The following is a 21,701-nucleotide window of genomic DNA, read 5'->3' as shown; positions in this document are numbered from 1 at the left end:
GAGAGACGTTTTAACCATAGATGTTGAAATAACGAGAAAGAACGCAATGTATCAACAATAAGCAATGAAAGAAAATAACAAAAGAATCGCCCTCTTTCATCAAGATTATAGTTATTGAAAAAAAACGCCATGATAATTACAATTAGATTGATTATTTAAGGAACGATACGGTAGAAAAAAGACGTAAGAAGACCGATTCAACTTCAACGCTTGTTTAAATGCATTGCCAGAAAATATGGAACTAACAATAAGTGTGTGGCACTCGCAATCTATCTATAACTTTGGATTCTGAAACTAGAATACAGTCTTTGAAGATATGCGATGTGTAATTACAAACCTTTTCTTCTACTCAAACCCGATATACACAAAAAGCAGTTGCGCTCACAGACGAATAAAAAAATTAAGACTCTGCATCGTTTTTTATCCCTAACAATGTTAACTGAAAGAAAAAAGAATTAGAACATAAATAAGAGTACAATACTTTAAAATAAAAGAACAATATCAAATACACCAATGATCATCATAAAAAATCGAAAATACGGATTTCCTCTTGCTTAAAAAATTGAAAATAGCCATAGCGCAATTAAATCCAGTCGTAGGAGATATTGCAGGCAATATTGCCAAAGCACGCCGAGCACGTGAAGAAGCAAATCGTCAAGGAATGGATCTTATTTTATTTACGGAACTTTTTATATCAGGATATCCACCAGAAGATTTAGTTTTCAAGAAATCCTTTATACAAGCATGTTCTTCTGCCATAGATACTCTCAAGAGTGATACACATGATGGTGGAGCTGGAATCGTAGTCGGTTTTCCTCGTCAAGATCAAGAAGGCGTATTGAATTCCGTTGTAATACTTGATGCGGGCAATATTATTGCTGTCCGCGATAAAATTAATTTGCCCAACTATAGTGAATTTCATGAAAAGCGTACATTTATATCGGGATATAGTAATGATCCTATTGTCTTTAGAGATATTCGATTAGGCATTCTTATCTGCGAAGATATCTGGAAGAATTCAAATATTTGCAAGCATTTAAAAAAACAAGGCGCTGAATTTCTTTTCTCACTCAATGCTTCTCCTTATTATCATAATAAATTGAAAAAACGCCATGAAATAGTCACAGGACAAATTTCTCACGTACACCTTCCCATTATTTATGTGAATCAAGTAGGCGGACAAGATGAACTGATATTCGATGGAGCGAGCTTTTGCTTCGATGGTCAGCAACAATTGGCATTTCAAATGAAGCATTTTTCAGAACAAAACTTCATGACGGAATGGCACTATGACCAACAATTGAGTCAATGGAATTATATGAGTGATGACTCCGCATCAACAATGTATATCCCTCTTCAAGAAGAAGAGGCAGACTATAATGCCTGCGTTCTTAGTTTGCGTGATTATGTTCAAAAAAATAATTTTCATAAAGTCATCATTGGACTTTCAGGAGGCATTGATTCAGCGCTATGTGCGGCAATTGCAGTTGATGCCTTGGGCAAAGAAAATGTCCAAACTATCATGCTTCCCTATAAATATACCTCTCCTCAAAGCTTAGAAGATGCAGCTGCTTGTGCCAAAGCATTAGGTTGCAAATATGACGTTTTGCCTATCCATGATCTTGTTAATCATTTTTTTTCTCTCATGTCACAATTTTTACAAGAAGAACCCAGTGGTATCGTAGCCGAAAACATACAAAGTCGTATCAGAGGCAATATTTTAATGGCTCTTTCTAATCATTCAAAAGCAATGTTGCTCACGACGAGTAATAAATCTGAGATCTCAGTTGGATATGGTACATTATACGGCGATATGAGCGGTGGATTTAATCCACTGAAAGATTTATATAAAACACAAGTCTTTCAATTAGCATCTTGGCGTAATTCCCATGGTATCACAAGTGGTTTAGGACCTTTGACAGAAGTCATTCCTCCAAGTATTCTAGAAAAATCTCCCTCTGCGGAATTGCGTCCTCATCAAACAGATCAAGAATCCCTACCTCCCTATCCTATTCTGGATGATATCATTAAACGCATCGTCGAAAATGAAGAATCTTTCATAAATAATGATCAAGAATATAATGATGAGACCGTTCGTTATGTAGAACATCTTTTATATGGATCTGAATACAAACGACGACAGGCTCCTGTAGGCACTAAAATAACTGCTAAAAGTTTTGGTCGCGATCGCCTTTATCCTATTAGCAACAAATTTCGTGATCATATATCTGAAGAATAATATTAATCGGCTTCTGAACTTTTCGGCATTTGAAGGTTTGATCGTCTATTTGACATTATTTCTTGTTTAAGCCTATATTAAAATCCTTTTGATTTTTTACCCGTATTAATCTGCAATTTCCTTTAGTCGATTATTGAACAATTGTACCTTGGTAAAAGGATATTCTTTATGATCCCTATTAATGACATCATAGAAGATATGGAGATGATAGAAGATCTCCACGATCGCTATCACTATTTGATCGAGTTAGGAAAAAAACTCCCTCTCTTCCCGAAAGAATACATGACAGACCAAAATATTGTCGCAGGATGTATGAGCAAATTATGGATGGTGATAGAGTGGGAAAACAAAGGAGATCAGGACCCCATCATGATCTTCTATGCTGTTTCTGATTCTCAGATCGTATGCGGACTATTATATATCGTCAAAAGTATTTATGCCCATAAGAAGATTTCTGAAATACTAAAAATGGATTCTCTAACGATACTGCAACACCTAGGATTGACGGAAAATCTTTCTCAAAAACGTATGAACGGACTGTATACCATAGTCAATAAAATCCAAGATTTAACACAAGAGTATTTAAACGTTCACATTAAAGAACGGTAATATTGTGATCTACAGCCTCTTAAAAAGAGTTGAGACGAAGCTGTAACCTTTTCAACCATAATTTCACAAACAATCACTTTTTAACTCACTAATAATTTAAATACAATCTAAACCTTGACTCAAATCACTGATAATAAATCATTTGCCAGCTAGAGGTGCATTTGCTGGCTATAACTGATGGAAGGATTGATTCAATGTATGCCAAGAAATAGCATCTTTTCTAATATCATCAACCGCTATAATTAAGTGGGTGTGGATCCTGAAGATCTTGATCTAGATCATAATAAACTGGAAAATAATCTTGACAACACAAGGTTCATATCCCTCTTATTCGTAAACTAAAATCCAAGAATACAAGCTATGATGTCTTAGAGGATGGTAGAAAAGGATATAATGAAAATCATTTAAATACAGTAATCAACTAATAATACATTATTTACCATCCAGAAGTGCTTTTGCTAGCAAGCGACTAATAATGCTTCAAGGGAGTTCCAAAGATTATTGATCATCCCCTTCACCGCTGTCGACTGCTGTGATCAATGGGGGTCCTGAAGACCTAGAGCGAAAGCATCAATTAGAAACGGAAAAAAAGAGATAAACGGCACTAGAACGGCAACTGGAAGAAGATAAAAAAGAAATTGCTGCCAAGGAGGTAAAAGACTTTGATCAACCGATCGAAGAAGTGAAAATCGTATGGCATAAAAGCCGCTAAAAGGATTGCCGATCAAGTTTAAAAGTACGACCGAACGATCTATAAGTATTTGATTAATCATATTCTTTCTTAGTATTACCTTTATCTAAGCTGTGGATTTAAGCAGATAATTATATTCTTAATATAGTACTACATTTTATTGACATTGATTACATCTATAAGTAGTGAATATATTTGAGTGATTGAATATGGATTTAGATATAATCTTTGATTGATATTTTTTATCTCCTTTCAATCTCAATGGACTCCAGTCCCGAGGGAGAAGAACGATTATGAAGTATTACAAAGATACGCTCAAATCTAGATGCTGATGTTATTTATCTGCAAGAAATGGAAAGATACGGCGCTGTTAGAAGAATATTGCCTGAAGATAAATGGTACATTTTTTATTCTGGTTGTGGAAAAAATCCCGTATGGGACTCTATGAAGGGTTGTTTAAATTTTAGCAGTTATGATGATAATAGCGGTAATATTGATACCGATGAGAGTGATATTAACACAGCAATCGCTATTAGAAAAGACGTCGCTCGCGTCCTTCAAGTATCCTATCCGTTACCAGCTCCGCAAGAGATCACTCCAAGAATGGGAAACCGTAAGACTGTTGAACTTTTAATTGAAATCGATGACCAAAAAGTATGGCTTCTTAATGTTCATCTCAAATCCTCTTGTGTCGTAAAAAAAATTCAATAATAACCGTCATTGTGCTTTGCTTTCTCAACAAGGTGAATGGCTCAAAAAATGGGCTGATCAAAAGATAAAAACTGGTATTCCTTTTGTAATTGCAGGGGACTTCAATAGAAAAATAAACAGCATCGGAGATACCGATGATTTTTGGCAGAAGATGGATCCTGATGGTTTGTTAATCCGTTTTCCTCAAGAGAAGGAATCTACATGCAATGTGATAAAGAGAAATAAATCTTCTCTTGATTACTTTGTGATAGATCGAGATAACAAGAATTTTTTGATAGACAATAGTTTTTCTATAGTCTCCTACGATCAGAGTGACCTCGACACTAGACGCAGTAAATTAAGTACCCATTGCCCTCTTACCATCGAGTATGATTTTGAAAAGGGAAACGTATGAAACTGAGAAAGTGCTATGGTATACAGAAAAGCATGATTTTTACATGCGTTGTCTTCAATTAGTTGTTTTCTTACCGTTGATAGCGAACCTGAATAGGTTTGAAAAGTTCATCTTGAGTATTTTCAAACCTATTCTAGAGCATAATGAATTGACATAAGAAAGATAGAAAAAATGCTTGGCATGTCAGTTATGGCTTACGTCACTGGAAAACCTGTGAACAACTGATACTGAGTACACGGCAAGCGGGAAACAACACTATGATTTGACCAAGTTATGCTTAGGCAGCGGTGGTGCATCGAACGGTTGCTGGTACCACAGCGATTCCATTGAGATGTTCATTCTCTTTTTCACAGCCTTCCGATATCACTCGTATCGTATCGCGTTCTACTACAGCGCATAAAAAATGCCACAGAATAAAATCCCCTCACCCATACCGATAAGGATAGGATTATCTTCTAGTAATCTCGTATACCGCACTTCTATCGCTTTTGAAAAATTTTTAGAATCCATCTCATCCCTCCGATGCACTAAAAAGATGTCACCATTCATGAATACCCATTGTACATTTGAATTCATTGTAATGCTAATTATAGTACCACAACCCCATCCTCAGCAACAAAGCGATTCTCGTAGATGGCATAGCGCAACGTCATCGAGATGGGGGTAGTATTGATCAACAGAATAGATTACGCAAAAACAAAGGATGTGGTAAACATAATCATGCTAAATCCTATGGTTAGATATTTCTTGCCTATCATATAAGACAGCTTTGTAGCAAGAGGAGTAATCAATATGCTAATAGGCAAAATAATCAGAACAGCACCAATGTTAACAAAACCGAGAGACCAAGGAGGAAGACCATTTAGTCCCCAACCACTATAAATCCTCACCAATAATGCAGGAAAAGCAATTAACGCACTAACACCTGCCGAAGTTGCTGTCGCTTTATATATTGAAGCACCGTAAAAGAGCATGAGAAGATTTGTAAAGATACCACCCCCTACTCCCAGTGCTCCCGATAAAAATCCTGTGACCATTCCCCAAATATATTTAACGTAATTATCTGGGAATTTCCTTTCGCAATACAAACGATCTCTTTTGAGCATTAAAATACCCATTAAGAGGCAAAAAATAGCAAAAGCCTTGTTCAAAAAAGATTTGTCCACATGCGAGATCATCAGTGATGTGACAACAGTAGTAATAGGAAGAACAAATATCCAATCCTTAAGGATTTTCATATTAATTGTCCCATGGCGCCTATGCTCCATAAATGACATAACAGAAGTAGGGGCTATCACTCCTAGCGATGTCCCCATCGCAACATGCATACAGATTGAATCATCAATGCCCATTAGCTGAAATGCTTTGCTCAATACAGGCACCATGACCAATCCACCACCGACACCAAACAATCCCGAAAGAGTTCCCGAAAGAAAACTGGCAACGATGATTAAGCAAATATAATCCACAACACAATCCTTAGATAAAAAACACCATTAGAGAAAAATTATATAATAAATCGTACATAATAATTAATAATAGGATACCCTATACTAACAATAAAAACTATTAATCAATAATAAATTATTTTTGAAAAACTATAAAAAGAAAATCATTTTATACTGTAGAATGGTGGACATATCAAAAAATATAAATCTTTTATTGATCAATATCATTACTAAGAAAGAGGTCTTAATGGTCTGTCAAATGCATTCTTCTGGCGTTCTTACACTCAAAATTCAAACCATGCCTACTGATGTCAACCTAGATGGAAATGTTTTCGGGGGATGGATTATGTCTCAAATAGATATAGCTTGTGGTATACGTGCTTCACAGCTTTGCAAATGTCGTGTTGTTACCAAAGCAGTAACAGAATTATTGTTTGAAAAACCTATTCAAGTCAGTGATTTAGTGCATATTTATACTCAAATTCGCAAGATCGGAAAAACCTCTGTAACCATATATTGTGATGTCTGGACTTGTCCTCGTAATGCATCATCAGATGTTTTGCAAAAAACATGTGAAGCGACAGTTGTCATGGTTGCAGTTGATGAAAAAGGAAATCCCAAATCTATTCGTACTGAGTAAAATATTGACGTTGAAACATAAATTCTTAAAATGCGTGACATAGTATTCCTTTGAGGAAATGATCTTTTGACGCTTGTGATATGCCTAAAAAAACTCGCTCTTTCCCTAAAAAAGATTCTCGCATACAATCGATCAGCACCCGTGTCGATGATCCGGATTATTTTTCATTTGAAGAAAAGCAACTTGAAGTAGATAAAACAATGGTTGCCGATGCGATGCGTCGTATCCGTTCTGAAGCGGGTAAACATCGCAAAAATGCGGCAAAACGCATGCTTATCCATCAGCGAGAAAATACAGCTTCAAAGGGTGAATTTCAGTCTCAAAGCTCTATCTCTATGTCAGAGAAGCAGACGAGAGAAATTTCTGAACAAACGATGACTCCATCAGTGCAAGCACTTGCTCGTTTAATCCAATCAGACAACCCTCTTCTCAAAAACGGTAAAATTTGGACACCTCATCGTTCTTGGTCCATAAATAATCATTCAAAGGATATCACATTCTTTCAAATGCAAACAGATTACCATCCTTCTGGAGACCAACCTGCTGCTATTGCACAACTTTTAAAAGGAATTCATTCAAGAGAAAAAGTACAGCTTTTACTCGGAGTGACTGGATCCGGAAAAACTTTTACTATGGCGAAAGTAATCGAAGCAATGCAGCGACCTGCTATCGTGATGGCACCTAACAAAATCTTAGCGGCTCAATTGTATTCAGAATTTAAGAATTTTTTTCCCCATAACGCCGTTGAATATTTCGTTTCTTACTATGATTATTATCAACCAGAAGCGTATGTTCCCCGAACAGATACGTATATTGAGAAAGAATCTTCTATTAACGAACAAATTGATCGTATGCGCCACTCTGCTACTCGCTCTCTCTTAGAACGCAATGATTGCATCGTCGTCTCTTCAGTGTCTTGTATCTATGGTATAGGATCTGTTGAATCATATTCTCAAATGATTGTACAACTAAAAATTGGTGATTCGGTAGAACAAAAAGAATTACTTTCTTCTTTAGTCAAACAACAATACAAGCGCCAGGATATAGGAATTATACGCGGAACATTTCGAGTTTGTGGCGATTCAATCGAGATTTTTCCTTCTCATCTTGAAGATGTAGCATGGCGTGTTAGCATGTTTGGTAATGATATCGAAGAAATTAGCGAATTTTATCCTCTAACTGGTCAAAAGATTAGAAATGTCGAAACAATCAAAATATATGCTAATTCCCATTATGTTACGCCACGACCTACCCTTAATACCGCCATGAAATATATTAAAGAAGAGCTTAAGATGCGTCTTATTGAACTGGAAAAAGAAGGAAGATTACTTGAAGCACAACGTCTTGAACAACGAATCACTTACGATTTAGAGATGTTAGAAACTACAGGATCTTGTCAATCTATTGAAAACTACTCTCGCTATCTTACTGGACGCAATCCGGGCGAACCTCCTCCGACGCTTTTTGAATATATTCCTGAAGATTCGTTATTATTTGTTGATGAAAGTCATGTAACTATTCCTCAAATTAGTGGTATGTATCGCGGTGATTTTCATCGTAAAGCGACCTTAGCCGAATATGGTTTTCGTCTTCCTTCTTGTATGGATAATCGTCCTTTGCGTTTTGAAGAGTGGAATTGCCTAAGGCCAACCACTATCGTCGTTTCCGCTACTCCTGGATCATGGGAATTAGAACAATGTCAAGGCATCATTGTCGAACAAATTATTCGTCCTACAGGATTGGTTGATCCCCCTGTAGAGATTCGGTCTGCTCGCACTCAGGTAGAAGATGTTTATGATGAAATCAATTTAGCAGCCCAACAAGGTTTACGCATTTTATTAACAGTTCTTACCAAACGAATGGCAGAAGATTTAACGGAATATCTTTATGAACGCAACATTCGTGTCCGCTATATGCATTCTGAGGTAAAAACACTAGAACGTATCGAAATCATACGCGATCTTCGTCTTGGAAAATTTGATGTCCTTGTCGGAATAAATTTATTACGTGAAGGACTAGATATCCCTGAATGCGGTCTTGTTGCTATTTTAGATGCAGATAAGGAAGGTTTTTTACGCTCTAAAACCTCTTTAATACAAACCATTGGTCGTGCGGCCCGTAACGTCAATAGCAAAGTCATTCTTTACGCTGATACGATTACCAAATCTATTCAATTAGCTATTGATGAGACTACTAGAAGACGAGAAAAGCAACTCGAGCATAACAAAAAACATAATATTAATCCCCAATCCGTGAAAGAAAAAATCATGGAAGTGATTGATCCGATTCTACTAGAAGATGCTGCAACAACTAATATCAGCATTGACGCACAACAATTATCTCTGTCCAAGAAAAAAGGAAAAGCACATTTAAAATCGCTACGAAAACAAATGCATCTTGCTGCTGATAATTTAAATTTTGAAGAAGCAGCTCGTATCCGCGATGAAATTAAAAGATTAAAAAGCTCACCTTATTTTCAAGGTTTAGATGATTCTTAATCTTGAGATCTATTTTTTCAGAAAAACAATGACTCTGAAAACTTTTCCTATTGTTTCTCGTTCCTGATGATGGGATCGATGATCTTTTCGAAGAAGATCTTTTCCAATATGATGCGAACAAGAGTGAATTAGTACTGATCTCCTCCTTGTGGAGCATTGATTTTTTTGAGATTAATTGTGCTCTACTTCGTAGAAGACATCCAATAAATAAATACGAAAAAACAGACAATTTTTTTGCTCTTTATACCTAATTATATCGTAAAATCAATTGTTTAAATATCTATTACCTTTAAATAACAGTGATAAAACCCCTGTGATTCTACGATCTTTTTTTAAACCCCTCCCGCATCTTTTAACGCTGAAAAAAAGGAAATATCATGTATAGAAAAGAGGAAGAAAAGAAATTTCTTTGAAACTCGATTCAATGAATATCAACAAGATGCGGATTTGGAATGGGGTTAAATCTTAGAATCATCCTCAAGACCTTAGAACGAAGCTGTACCTCTTAACTAAAATCAACTAAAGATAAATCATTTACCATCTAAAAGTGCGTATATTAGAAATTACTGATGAGCGAAAGAGTTGTTACAATGAATGCCAAGCGATTAATAATAACTTCGCTCATATCATCAACCTTACTAATAAGTGGGTGTGGCTGTTCTGATATTGTACCTTTAGATCAAGCTCCTAAAGGTAAAGAGCTAGTAAATCATATGCCTAACAAATAGAAATAGCGATGAAGAAGCTAACTCCTCGGGAACGATACAACTTACTAAAATTTAAAAGGATAGAAGCTCAACGTGAAGTTATTAAGAAACTAAATGCATTATATGATTCAAGGAATTACTTTTTTATCCATTATGGGGGAATGTAGGTGCTGATCTTTTTCCCATTGTTACAAATAAGTTTTGAATATCTACAAAATGCACATTTTATATTCGCTTCTGAACTATGTTTCGATAGCCCAAAAGCGAAGAATATATTCATTCTTAATCGTACTCACGTCTCAAAGACATCTTTCCTATCATGTTCTCCATAATGTTGTTTTTAAAGATATGAACAAGCCAGTCAGTAGCCGCTCCCCCTCCATGGGCATATCTAATTTGATGCTGATGAGGTTTCTTAAAGCCTAAGTGCTTATGCCAATCATGTTTAGCATCTATGAGAACAAATTCAGCCCCTGAGTTTTTAATCGCCATAAATGACATATATGCAAGTCTCGATCCAATCCCTCTTTTCCTATATTCGGAAAGAACTCCAAGAGGTCCTCTCAAAAAACCTTTATACTTCCCTATTTGGATAGGAGTAGCTCGAATAGCGCCAACAATCCTATCACCATCTCTACAAACAAAAGACATCAGGCGGACAAAACTTAAAGGCTCTTCCACATTGTTTCTCACATACTTGTGCAAAACATCATCCGTAATCTCCTGAGTAGAAAGAAACGCTTTTACCATAACTTCATCGACTGCAACTTGATCAACTCGTTGTTCATTAGCAAATGTTAATCCTTCTAACTCAATATTCACATTCGGTTGTTTAGGCATTTTTAAACTCCTTTTCTTCTTTGAACTATTGTATCGGTAAACCAAAATCCAAGAATACACGCGATGATGTCTTGAGTGAACGGCGCAAGAAGTGTTAAAGGATCTTTGGTCAAATATCCTTTTTCCACCCCCCACCATATTAATAGCGGATAAAGGATAATCCAAAACAAAGTGGTAAACGGACGAATAAGAGCATTGAAAAAGATCATCGCCTTACTCTCCCTCTCAAATTGATCTTCGTTCGCTTGGTTCTGAAGTCTAGCTAAGCGAACAGGAGTTTCGGACTCTAGAGCTTTGAGATCTACTTGAGTAGTACTTTGGATTTTTGCTATTTCAAGCCGTAATCGATCATGTTCTATCGATTTTTCCTTCATGATATATTCTTCAAGAAGATTAAATAAAGAAGGAACAAATTTGATGAAAAACCTTGCGATACTACCCGTTAAAAATGAAATCATCTCTTAAAAAACCCCGTCATGTAGTAAATGATATTTCCTATCATTGGTTACTAAAAGTTAAATATAGCAGGAGCAAGTTTAATGAGAAACCGTACGACACTAGATAATACACGTTAAAATAGAATCATCTCTTAAATAAATCAACCACATAATAAGTAATTAACGCTCTAAGAGCATGGAGAATTCCTATCGAATACTATCGAGCTAATCCACTTGATAAACACTGTTAATCCTTTCGTCATCGAGACGATAGTAAAATCACCCATTAATCTGACAAATATTCAGTGCTTTAGCCACCTTTTTAACCCTCTTTTAAAGATAAGATTGAGAAGAGATTTGAGGGATTAAGAGAATCTATTTCACATAATCATGCAGAAATTACAAAGCTTCGTATAGAAATGTGTAAAGGAATGTTTTTTTTATCTCCGCTTTTGAACTATTTTATCCGTAAACCAAAATCCAGGAATACAAGCGTATGATATCTTGGGTGAATGGGGCTAAAAGTACTAAAGGGTCTTTATCCATAACTCCCTTATATACCACCCAGCCTATAAAGATGGGATAGGCTACAAGCCAAAATAAAGTGGTGAACGGGCGGATGAGAGCATTAAAACAGATCATCATCTTACTCTCACAGCTCTTCTCTTTTGGTTGCCGTTTAATCCGAAATTCACTAAGGCAGGTATCATCTCTCATCTCTTCCAAAGTAGTCTTAGTATTACTAGAGATCTTCGCCAATTCTATTCTTAATTGCTGTTTTTCAATCGATTTTCATGTGGTAGATGATCTATGCCCCAAAAGCGATGAGAGATCCTAATGGGACGGCGAGTGACCCAATCCACTTGCACCGAAGTCAGGGCTGTAGCCAATACGCTCTTTCACAGCTTTTTTAGCCTTTTTAACCAAGTTACTCATACATCTTTATAACATAAATACTTGAATTTATATAGTTTTTAAACTCTATACACGCGCGAATCTAACCCTGTCAACGCTGTGGAAGCCTCCTAAACTCTAACAGCTGTGAAAGCGTCATCTAACTCCCTTTCAGCCACCTGAAAATCAGCAGTAGTATAATAGAATATAGTTCATGGCGGTGTAACAGAATGTAACAAAGTTGTAACAGAGTTTTTTAGACCTACAAAACAAAGTAAAATCAAATAGTTAAATGGATAAAACGGGCATTGTAACAGAGTAACAAGGTTTTTAAACTTTTCCTATATACGTGTAAAAACGTATATACGATATAGGGTATATTGCGTTTTTTCGCGCGTATAAAGTTTCTCTAAAAGTCTGTTACACTGTTACAATAAGCTAATTCTAAATATGGATACATTTGTAATTACCCGCAACTGACCAATCCTCTCATTAGCAATTCCCCCTAGTTTAATCCCCTAGGGGGACTAAACGAAGGATTACACAGATGGAATTACTTACTCTTTTCGAACGTGAATTACCGAAGACTTTGAGTACGAGACGAGCTTTAGAAGTTTTGAAAGCCCGTATGCGAACTTAAAAAATAGCGGAATGAGTAAATGGCTACAGAAGACAGTTTAGTAAGGTAATTTTGTGATTTTTGGATACCGGTTAGGGATTCAAAAGGCTAATTGGTGACTGGTAAATCCCCTCCCTCCGAATTCGGAAAAGACTCGGTGGTTTTGATGTATGATTTAGTGACGTGGAGTGAGGATCCTGGGAAGGTTCGGAAGGTTCTCGATAAAGTTTATAAGAGACGTTGGTTGGGTGTTGAGCTGTATATGTTACCTTCTACCCTTTGGACTTATAAGAAGGTGAAAGAACTGATTGAGGATTTAGATGTCCTAGTTAGACCTATAGCTGAATCTTATCCTTCTAGTTCTGACCGTTACGCTAATCTTTATGAAGAGGCGGAGGTTCTAGAGTTAGATGCTATTCTTACCACTGAATATGGGGAATTCCTAGGACTAGGATGGGATCTCGACAGAGAAGCATTAACCTACTTAAGAAAAAAATCATCGCATTTACCGTTTGAATCGGTAGAATAATCCAGTATTATCAACAATATAAGGAGAATTGAAATGAAAGCTAGGAGTATTTTATTAGCATCGTTGTTAATGACTGGACCTGCCACGTTAGGTGGTTGTGATTTGGTTGACGAACCTAAGAAGCTTACACCGGATCAAATTTGCGATGCGGTTTATTGCTTGACACCAGCGGAGCAAGGTCAGTTAAGCGATAAGCTGAATCAGAGACATAAAGCTTCTAAGAGGCAAGGCGCGAAACCTTCCAGTGAATAAAGTCAGGAGTTATGGGGATGGGGATGTTGTTGTTTTGACTCCCCCTCTCTGAATCCTCAACTCACAAATGAAGGAAGCCTTCATGAACAAGAAGAAAGGTACCAACGCCATAACCCCATTTAACTTTGAAAACAACCTGATTCGTACGGTTCTTGATGATGGCAACTATTGGTTTGTAGCGAAAGATATTGCGGAGGCGTTGGGTTATACATGGGGTCGGCATTTATTAGATAAAGTACCGGAAGAATGGAAGGGGGTGAAACCGTTTCCCTCTCTTGGAGGTAAACAAGAAACTTCTGTTTTATCGGAGCAAGAGTTGTATTTCTTTCTTAATCGTTCGGATAAGCCGAAAGCCATTCCGTTTCAGAAGTGGATAGTTTCAGAAGTGGATAGCTGGAGAAGTTATTCCCTCCATCCGTAAGACTGGCGAATATCAAGACTTAAAGAAGCCGGCATAGACAATAATCAAATTCTTATTTCGACATCAAGAGTGATGGAGAGTGTTTTAGGAGTTAATGTCCTCCAAGATATCAACCTTCCTACTCCCAATAATCTCCCCTATTACACCCCTACTCAATTAGGGAAAAAACTGGCTACTAAACCAAGTGCTATAAAGGTTAATAAAAAACTTAGGGAATGGGGATTTCTTTTAGAAGAACATGAATCTGGGAGGAAACGAGATGTTTTAACCCCTAAAGGGGCAAAAGGGGGAGGACGATATTTTGATACGGGTAAGAAACGCTCTGACGGTACAATAGTTCAACAGATTAAATGGCACCCCCCTATTGTAGAGTCTTTAGCCCCTGAGTTTGGAGGGGTGAGATGAATTCCCTCCCGTTATTTGGCTGGATGGCTGGTATTGGATGTTTAGGGATTAGTATCGCTTTAGTTTATTTATATATTCATCAACACTTTAAGAAGCGAACTAAGCAAAAGAAGGTTGACATAGCTTTTAAGAAGAAAGGGTCAATGAAGAAAGATCCTACTTTGCTTTTATTACAAGGTATTCACGATGCTTTATGGGATATCGCCAAAGCTACGAGTGCGTTAGTTTTTTTATATGGAGCCTCATTGCTTTGTAAAACGATTATTTATTGGCGAATCTAAGAGAGGTAGTAATGAGAAAATCCGATTTAACCCGAGTGGAAAAGCTCAAGGTGATTTGCAATATTAGCATGGTTTTAGGATGCATAGTTTTAATCTGTTGGTGGAAGTGGAGGTGAGAAAATGACAAAAGGAAAAAAGAAACCTGATATTATTCGCCTTGAGTATTTAGATCGAGGGAATACGTTCTCCTCTCCTCCGGAAGGGTATCGTACTTATTATTTTGGAGCATGTGTCCATCATAAAAGATTTATTCGATGCTTTTAATAAAACTACAAATGGGATTTAAGTTTTTTGCCGAATAAGTCGTTTTGTGCATACGAAGTTCATAATATTACTAACTTTTACGGACACACTAGTTCTTGTGCTAAAAGTTGTAAAAAATATTATAACACCCAAATTAAATAAAAAAATAAATAAAAAATAAATTAAATTATAATACTAAAGGGACATGAAGAAGTATATCACATTATTAACAGTATTACTCATAAGTAACGTGCTGAACCTGTATGATGCGAAAGCAAGAAGATTCCCAACCTATGGATCTGAAGAACGTATAGCAACGTGCGCAAAACCGGGCTATTCTTCACGATTAGCACAACTATGTGCAGAAAACGAAAAAAGACTTAAAGAATTCGACAAAATAACAAGAGAATTGAATACGTTATCAGAAAACGAAAAAAAAGCATTCTTTGAACACGAGAAAAAAGTAACGAGCAATCTAAACTACAACGCAAGAGACAGAAAGCATAATATAAATCAATTCTACGAAGCGAGAGGAAAGTACCGCTACGGAAATGGATATTATCGAAACTACCGATCCCAGTAAAAAACACACTTAAATATACTTTAACTTCTTGGGGGAAGTATTTTGTGATGTCCCCTTCCCTTGAAAATCTACAACATTAGTTGTTTCATTGATTTGTTCAAATTCATGCTAAAGATATTCCACGAGACAGGAGTAGTTTCCTCGACTCGGTTCCCTTATATGAACCTCGCCCCGCTCGCCCTTTGGTTTATTCGTGTTGCTCGAAAAGTGCGAAAAATATCCGCTACGCTATTAGCGGAAGCGGGGGGACAACTCATGAATTAATGGCTTTATATGGTTGAAAATCAGTAGCCCAAGCAGAGCAATACACGACAAGAGCGGGCAGAAATCAAAGATTCGAAGATTATTTCTTGTTCTATCAACCTCATACCTAAAAAATAAGGTGCGGTAAGGGGATATAAAAAACATATTAAAAATCAAGTATTTAAGGTTATTTAATAGTTTTTTCTCTTTAACACTTCTTGTATTTTAAGGGTCTTAGGTTATGAATTGTTAGACAATCTATTTACAAGCATTTTGATATTTACGATATCTCTACTTTTGACGATTCCTCAGACGATTATCATTATTGTATATAATTGAGTATTCATGCACTTATTAATTGTATTTTTATTACTTATTCACTACCTTCGGGCAATAACTGTTGCTATTTTTTTACTTTTAGCAAGATCTAATCACTTGTTTATGTTTCAATTAGGTTATTCACCCTGTAGTTCATTCTACTATTTGTCATTCAACGTAACTGTAAAATTGATGGAAGGATGAAAAAAAATGATTCAATTTACCATTCGTTCCTCATTTTTTATTCTTCACGCAGAGATTTGTCAGTATATTCATTACTTATTTGATATCCACAATAATAATGTTCCTATTTTATACAACAGGACATTCGATTTCTTACTTTCATGGCTTTTCTTTCACCTAGCATCAGGGATTATCGCTCATTTCAGTAAATAAAAATAGTTTCATTAAAAGAGCAATGATCGATTCTGCTCTCTGCAAATTTTGTACCCAGACTGTGATTGGATATATCGCAGAATTTATGAAAATGATGTTTATAAAAAATCCTTACTCTTTCAAGAACTACCAAGCTCGTTTAGAGTTTTCTATACCAAAAGATTCTAATGATCTTTATATCAAATTATAATTTTAATCAGTCAGTATTATTTATATCCATAGGAATAATATGACCACTATCCCTAAGAACACAACGCGAATACACGCAAATAACAGCTTAAAATATCATCAATTTCGCACACCCATCACCTACTATCCTTCCCAACGGAACACAAAGAGTATTACAAACGAATAACACTCACTTCTGTTGTATTATTGGGAAAGATAGTATAGAGGAAATATTTTCCTAATTTGCGACAATTCTCAATGCAAGCAATAGGAAAACAACAGCAGAAACACGATTTTGTATCTTAACGAATTTAGAGCTAGAAAACAGAGTTCTCAGCTTACTACATATAAGAGAGAAAGTCATAAGAACCATAGCATCAACACTAACCATCGTCAGTGACAAAATAAGAGATTGTGGAAGTATATAGTGATTCATATTGAGATAGGCAGGAACCATAGCCATGAAAAACACCCATGCCTTCCCATTTGTAATATCCGTAATGAAACCTTTAACGAAAAGCTTTGACTTACTCGACAGAGGGATCTCACCTAAAGGAAGATCATTAAAAGGAGAATACCAAGCACTCCATGCAGAATAAATCAACCAAGCAACTCCTAAGAATTTAATGATCAACATGGTATAAGCCAACTGAGATAGGAATTTTGTCCCCATAGTAATTGATAACATGATTATAAAAACCGCTGTCTCTTGACCCAAAATCAGAATTTTGTTAGGACGCCATCCATGTTGCAATGCGTGATTAATTGTGAGAATATTACCTGGTCCAGGGGCACTGGTAATTATTAGAGTAAAGATTAAAAAATGTATCCACGTTTCCAAAGTCATAATTTTCTCCTTCTTTACGTTATTTTTACGATTTACGGTCTACACTGAAAGAGAATGATACTTTTAAAAAGCACAACGGTGCCCTCCATACATTCTATAAGTATTACAATTGCTATTCAATAGTTATTTCTGTTTATCTCCACCTCGCCAATAGATCGACTTTAACTTTTAATGGAAAAGGCGTTTTCCTCTTTTATTTCTTTTTGAAATTATTTCTTTATCTAATCCATTATAAGTTGCATTTTCTTTTCGTTTTTTTGTAATTTCAGCCTAGAAATCTCGTTCGATTCTAGTTGCCTGCACGCTTTCTCAAAAAAATGGGCGTACAACCCAACTCTAAAAGTGTTTTATTATCCATTCTCAATAAATATTTCGCCTCCTTAACATCGTTAAAGAACTAGTGATCTACCGTTACACACTATTCTTCTGCGGTTTTTGTTTTATTGCGATGTGATATATTGGATTTTTACAGCTTTTTCTTTGCTTCCTTATAAAATCTAAATGTTATCAGAATCGCAGGGATTAATCTTTAACCTTTAATAACACTAAGGTCATTGCCTTTGCTCATCTATTGGAAGTCCATAATATTACTAACTTTTATGGTATAATATTTCTTTTGCAAAAAATATTAACAGATAATTTACTAAAAAAATAAAGAAAAAATCAATTAAATTACAGTATTAAGAGGGTATGAAAAAGTATTTCACAATTTTAACAATGTTATTCGTAAGTAGCGCAATAAACCCGTGCGGCATAGAGGAAGATAACTTAAAAAGCTCTCCTCTTCCCCAGATAGCTTTAGAATCACTGTCTGCGGAAAATGAAAAAAAAGAACTCTCCGAACACGAGAAAAAAGTAATAGAATCACAAGAAAATCCCAAAAAACAATTCTCCGAACACGAGAAAAAAGAAACAGACGATCCAAAAAGCGCAAGAAAAGAAAATATTGTTATGAAAAAGACATTCTCCCAAAAAAGTAAAAAATACACACCCTACTTTGACCACTATATGACTAACGGACATCTTAATTTACCACAAAACAACGGACACCGCTACTAAAATATACTGTAAATTCGTTGTTATAATGTTATGCTACCACAAGATAATTGGGGATGTAAGGGATACGATATTTCCCACATGTTGTAGGGAAATATCATAAATACTTAAATAGAGACTGTATATTAAGCACTTTTAATGATTAAGTAACTTCTAAATCGAAATCTTCCCTTTATGTCATTCGAGAGCATACACGCCATGAATCGGGAAAGTTTTCGTACACGCCTTCCCCATCATAAAGATCCTAATACAGCATTATATCGGGAAAAATCCCATTGGACGGGTCTAGTGAGTGCAACGAGAAGAAACTTAGATTTGCACTTCAATAAAATTGTTCAATAACATGTAAACAGGAATATCTAGAATTCAAACCTTGCATCGGGGGATAGAAAAATCAAAATACTAAAACGAAGGTTTTAATATTTGGACATTAAAAGATGTGCATAAGTTGCAAAACTATTGGACTGATTATATGCTTGGAAATAGTAAGCCAAGTAGAAAGATATGCTAAAGGAGCGAATAGAATACGTTTAAAGGTCAAATATTCAATCTTATTTCTTATTCTATCAGCCTTGCACTTAAAAAATAAGGTACGGTACGGAGCTGTAAAAAAATATTAAATCAAGTATTTATATTTATTTACGAGATTTGAATATATATAATCTTGATCTCACTATTCTAAGATAGTAGAGAAAGAGGCAATATTAAAAATTCACCGTCTACAATGGATGAATGATTCCGCCATAACAATAAAGAGGAAAAAATGAAAGCTAAAATATTGATGACATCTGCTTTTTCTACGACTCTTCTTACAATCGGTGGTTGTGACATTGTCATTGGTAGAACAGAGGACCTTTTGAACAAACTTCAAAAAAATAGCACGCAAATGATTAAGGAAGCTAATTTTAAGATAAGTGAAACCCATAGATTAGCACAGGAACGTGTTGAGGCGGCGGAAAAACGAGTGAAAGAAGTCGAAGAACGCGCTACTGCATCGAGAAAACTATCAGTAGATGAATTGGCGAACGCTTTTTGGGATTTGAGTGATGAAGACAAAAACGCTTTTACAGGTAACGTAAAGCAAGAGGTATGCAAGGTTAAAAAAATCACTGTGCCCCCATCAAATTAGACTACCCTGCCCTTGTGCCCCATGTTTCATATCCGCTTATATGGTGAATTTAACTGGGAGATACATCGAAACATGAATCTACTAATCCTCCGAGGAAAAAATTTACACCTGTGATAAAACTAACATCTCGATATCTAAAAAGTTCTCATTGGACTAGCTTATCCATCGAGTCTAAGAGATCGTTGGAATCACACTTGAAGCGGCTCGTTAAAAAAATAAAGCGATTTTTATTGTCGAGAAATGACCTCACTCAAAGCATGTACGGTTGGGGATTTAGGCGAGGAAATAAACCCTTGCTCTAGCATTACAATTTTTGACTATTATACTTGATTACATGAGCGGCGCAGCAGGAATGCATAGATGCTAATTCATGCTTTGAACATTCCATGATAAAACGTTCATAATAATAAACAGAAAATCATGCGAGAGTGTACACTACTCTTTTATCCCTAATTTTTCTTTCAACATTTTTTGCACAATGCTAGGATTAGCTTTTCCACCGGTATTTTTCATGACTTGCCCAACAAACCAGCTTACTAAATTGGGTTTTGTTGCTATTCGTGCTACATTATTGGGATTAGAATTAATAACTTCATCAACAACCTTTTCAATAGCTGAGAGATCTGTTACTTGACGTAACCCTAGCTCCTCTACGATTTCCTTTGGGGTTCCTCCTTTTTCCCACAATATATTGAAAATATCCTTTGCAATCTTTCCCGATATTGTTCCATCGATAATTAAGTCAATTAATTCTCCTAATTGATTCGGAGAAATAGGTGTATCTTCTATACTTTTCCCTGACCTATTCAGTACGCCCAAAAGATCATTAATAACCCAATTAGCAACGATCTTTTTATCACGATTTACTGCTAATTTTTCAAAATAATCCGCGATTGATTTGTCAGAAACTAAAACAGAAGCATCATAAAGAGAAATACCAAATTCACCAATAAAACGTTCTCTCTTGGCATCAGGAAGTTCAGGAATCTGTTTTTTAATTGCGCGTATAAAATCTTCATCAATCTCCAAAGGAAGTAAATCCGGTTCAGAGAAATAACGGTAATCAAGAGCATCTTCTTTAGTACGCAAAGAACGTGTTTCGTTTTTTGAAGGATCAAACAAGCGCGTTTCTTGTCTAATATGCCCTCCATCCTCAAGAATAGCAATTTGACGACGTGCCTCATATTCAATGGCAAGTCCTAAAAAACGAATAGAATTCACATTTTTAACTTCACAACGCGTACCCCATGCCTCCCCAGGGCGACAAACTGAAACATTGACATCCGCGCGCATTGAACCTTCTTCCATATTTCCATCACAAGTTCCTAAATAACGCAATATACTACGTAATTTAGTCAAAAAAGCTTTTGCTTCAAGCGAAGAACGCATATCTGGCTTAGTCACTATTTCCATCAATGCTACACCAGAACGATTGAGATCAATACAAGAAACCGCCGAATACTGATCATGAATGGACTTGCCAGCATCTTGTTCTAAGTGAATACGCTCAATTCCTACTTCTATTGTTCTAAATTGACCTGATTTATCTGGACCAATAGAAACAGAAACCTTCCCCTCTCCTACAATAGGCTTATCATGCTGCGAAATCTGATATCCTTGGGGAAGATCTGGATAGAAATAATTTTTCCTAGCGAATACAGAGTATTTATTAATATGAGCATTTAATCCAAGACCTGTCATAACGGCTTGTTGAACACAACGTCCATTCAATATTGGTAACATTCCTGGCATTGCTGCATCAAAAAAACTAACTTGCGTATTAGGTTCCGCACCAAAATTAACCGATGCACCTGAAAATAACTTTGAGACAACAGATAATTGTGCATGCACCTCAATCCCTATGACAACTTCCCAGTCGCCTGTTGTACCAGATGTGAGAGATTCTGAACGAGCGACATGTGTATCAAGTGAGACCATAATAAACCCTCAAAAAACAGTAATGATTGCAAAAACCATAAAAAAGCAGACCAGTGTCTTGCAATCCATTCAATATTTCCTATCCCATCTTCGCACAAAAGGAAGACGTTCATCTTAACAAAATCACCCCAATTTGGTGAAAAACATATAAAAAAAGAAATCTTT

The 21,701-nt window shown here is 36.0% G+C and carries 22 protein-coding genes; 15 read left to right on the top strand and 7 right to left on the bottom strand.

Translation table 11 applies throughout. From position 1 onward, the window contains the following. Nucleotides 1-550: 550 nt before the first annotated feature. Together CD16_RS04470 and CD16_RS04465 are read left to right on the top strand one after the other, a co-directional pair. Nucleotides 551-2,239, top strand: a complete 1,689-nt coding sequence (locus tag CD16_RS04470) for an NAD+ synthase (protein WP_015452833.1) — start codon at nt 551-553, stop codon at nt 2,237-2,239. Between the two features lie 168 nt (nt 2,240-2,407). Then, on the top strand, nt 2,408-2,848 hold the full coding sequence (locus CD16_RS04465) for a SufE family protein (protein WP_015452832.1): 441 nt from the start codon (nt 2,408-2,410) through the stop codon (nt 2,846-2,848). 536 nt (nt 2,849-3,384) lie between these two features. Here the strand turns inward: CD16_RS04465 and CD16_RS04460 are convergent. Continuing rightward, nucleotides 3,385-3,621 (bottom strand): hypothetical protein, encoded by a 237-nt coding sequence (locus CD16_RS04460; RefSeq protein WP_015452831.1) that lies wholly within the window; start codon nt 3,619-3,621, stop codon nt 3,385-3,387. Between the two features lie 269 nt (nt 3,622-3,890). Here CD16_RS04460 and CD16_RS04455 point away from each other — a divergent pair, with 269 nt between their 5' ends. Both CD16_RS04455 and CD16_RS04450 read left to right on the top strand, forming a co-directional pair. Further along, nucleotides 3,891-4,250, top strand: coding sequence for a hypothetical protein (locus tag CD16_RS04455; protein ID WP_240532075.1), 360 nt, complete (start codon nt 3,891-3,893; stop codon nt 4,248-4,250). A 16-nt stretch (nt 4,251-4,266) separates the two neighbouring features. Then, nucleotides 4,267-4,644 (top strand): exonuclease/endonuclease/phosphatase family protein, encoded by a 378-nt coding sequence (locus CD16_RS04450; protein ID WP_015452829.1) that lies wholly within the window; start codon nt 4,267-4,269, stop codon nt 4,642-4,644. A 387-nt stretch (nt 4,645-5,031) separates the two neighbouring features. Here CD16_RS04450 and CD16_RS05735 read toward each other — a convergent pair whose 3' ends face one another. Together CD16_RS05735 and CD16_RS04445 are read right to left on the bottom strand one after the other, a co-directional pair. After that, nucleotides 5,032-5,193: a hypothetical protein gene (locus tag CD16_RS05735; RefSeq protein ID WP_015452828.1), complete on the bottom strand. Its 162-nt coding sequence runs from the start codon at nt 5,191-5,193 to the stop codon at nt 5,032-5,034. A 137-nt stretch (nt 5,194-5,330) separates the two neighbouring features. After that, nucleotides 5,331-6,113, bottom strand: coding sequence for a sulfite exporter TauE/SafE family protein (locus CD16_RS04445; RefSeq protein WP_015452827.1), 783 nt, complete (start codon nt 6,111-6,113; stop codon nt 5,331-5,333). Nucleotides 6,114-6,339: 226 nt separating this feature from the next. On the opposite strand from CD16_RS04445, the gene CD16_RS04440 reads away from it, so the two are divergent. Further along, nucleotides 6,340-6,732, top strand: coding sequence for an acyl-CoA thioesterase (locus CD16_RS04440; protein WP_236301248.1), 393 nt, complete (start codon nt 6,340-6,342; stop codon nt 6,730-6,732). Nucleotides 6,733-6,812: 80 nt separating this feature from the next. Further along, nucleotides 6,813-9,230, top strand: a complete 2,418-nt coding sequence (gene uvrB / locus CD16_RS04435) for an excinuclease ABC subunit UvrB (RefSeq protein ID WP_040055313.1) — start codon at nt 6,813-6,815, stop codon at nt 9,228-9,230. Nucleotides 9,231-10,219: 989 nt separating this feature from the next. Here uvrB and CD16_RS04425 read toward each other — a convergent pair. Continuing rightward, entirely contained in the window at nt 10,220-10,777 is a 558-nt protein-coding gene (locus CD16_RS04425; RefSeq protein WP_015452823.1) for a GNAT family N-acetyltransferase, read from the bottom strand. A 2-nt stretch (nt 10,778-10,779) separates the two neighbouring features. Beyond that, nucleotides 10,780-11,235: a hypothetical protein gene (locus CD16_RS04420; RefSeq protein ID WP_015452822.1), complete on the bottom strand. Its 456-nt coding sequence runs from the start codon at nt 11,233-11,235 to the stop codon at nt 10,780-10,782. 1,607 nt (nt 11,236-12,842) lie between these two features. Here CD16_RS04420 and CD16_RS04415 point away from each other — a divergent pair. The 6 genes from CD16_RS04415 to CD16_RS04395 all read left to right on the top strand — a co-directional run bounded on the left by CD16_RS04415 (nt 12,843) and on the right by CD16_RS04395 (nt 15,441). Then, complete coding sequence (locus CD16_RS04415; RefSeq protein ID WP_041186038.1) at nt 12,843-13,256, top strand: hypothetical protein; 414 nt, start codon at nt 12,843-12,845, stop codon at nt 13,254-13,256. A gap of 334 nt (nt 13,257-13,590) precedes the next feature. Next, entirely contained in the window at nt 13,591-13,929 is a 339-nt protein-coding gene (locus CD16_RS05805) for a BRO-N domain-containing protein (RefSeq protein WP_244611797.1), read from the top strand. A gap of 72 nt (nt 13,930-14,001) precedes the next feature. Next, the gene (locus CD16_RS05800) at nt 14,002-14,334 is read left to right on the top strand and encodes a hypothetical protein (protein ID WP_015452818.1); all 333 of its coding nucleotides are present in this window, start codon (nt 14,002-14,004) and stop codon (nt 14,332-14,334) included. After that, nucleotides 14,331-14,615 (top strand): hypothetical protein, encoded by a 285-nt coding sequence (locus tag CD16_RS04400; protein WP_015452817.1) that lies wholly within the window; start codon nt 14,331-14,333, stop codon nt 14,613-14,615. The genes CD16_RS05800 and CD16_RS04400 overlap by 4 nt, the downstream gene beginning before the upstream one ends. Nucleotides 14,616-14,735: 120 nt before the next feature. Next, on the top strand, nt 14,736-14,879 hold the full coding sequence (locus tag CD16_RS05730; protein ID WP_015452816.1) for a hypothetical protein: 144 nt from the start codon (nt 14,736-14,738) through the stop codon (nt 14,877-14,879). 184 nt (nt 14,880-15,063) lie between these two features. Then, entirely contained in the window at nt 15,064-15,441 is a 378-nt protein-coding gene (locus CD16_RS04395) for a hypothetical protein (protein WP_015452815.1), read from the top strand. Nucleotides 15,442-16,804: 1,363 nt separating this feature from the next. On the opposite strand, the gene CD16_RS04390 is transcribed toward CD16_RS04395, so the two are convergent. Continuing rightward, a complete protein-coding gene (locus CD16_RS04390; protein WP_015452813.1) occupies nt 16,805-17,413 on the bottom strand; it encodes a LysE family translocator in 609 nt (202 codons plus the stop codon). A gap of 690 nt (nt 17,414-18,103) precedes the next feature. On the opposite strand from CD16_RS04390, the gene CD16_RS04385 reads away from it, so the two are divergent. From CD16_RS04385 to CD16_RS04375, 3 genes are all read left to right on the top strand, one after another. Then, nucleotides 18,104-18,472 carry a hypothetical protein gene (locus CD16_RS04385; RefSeq protein ID WP_040055312.1) on the top strand — a complete coding sequence of 123 codons (369 nt, stop codon included), beginning with the start codon at nt 18,104-18,106 and terminating at the stop codon, nt 18,470-18,472. Nucleotides 18,473-18,643: 171 nt separating this feature from the next. Next, on the top strand, nt 18,644-18,811 hold the full coding sequence (locus tag CD16_RS04380; protein ID WP_155714013.1) for a hypothetical protein: 168 nt from the start codon (nt 18,644-18,646) through the stop codon (nt 18,809-18,811). Between the two features lie 421 nt (nt 18,812-19,232). Then, entirely contained in the window at nt 19,233-19,598 is a 366-nt protein-coding gene (locus tag CD16_RS04375; protein ID WP_015452811.1) for a hypothetical protein, read from the top strand. Between the two features lie 435 nt (nt 19,599-20,033). On the opposite strand, the gene gatB is transcribed toward CD16_RS04375, so the two are convergent. Then, nucleotides 20,034-21,536, bottom strand: coding sequence for an Asp-tRNA(Asn)/Glu-tRNA(Gln) amidotransferase subunit GatB (gene gatB, locus CD16_RS04370; RefSeq protein ID WP_015452810.1), 1,503 nt, complete (start codon nt 21,534-21,536; stop codon nt 20,034-20,036). Nucleotides 21,537-21,701 lie beyond the last annotated feature (165 nt).

This window comes from Candidatus Liberibacter asiaticus, from assembly GCF_000590865.3.
Lineage (GTDB): Bacteria > Pseudomonadota > Alphaproteobacteria > Rhizobiales > Rhizobiaceae > Liberibacter > Liberibacter asiaticus.
Note: the sequence above shows the minus strand (reverse complement) of the source record. Positions and strands in the feature narration are given on the sequence as shown.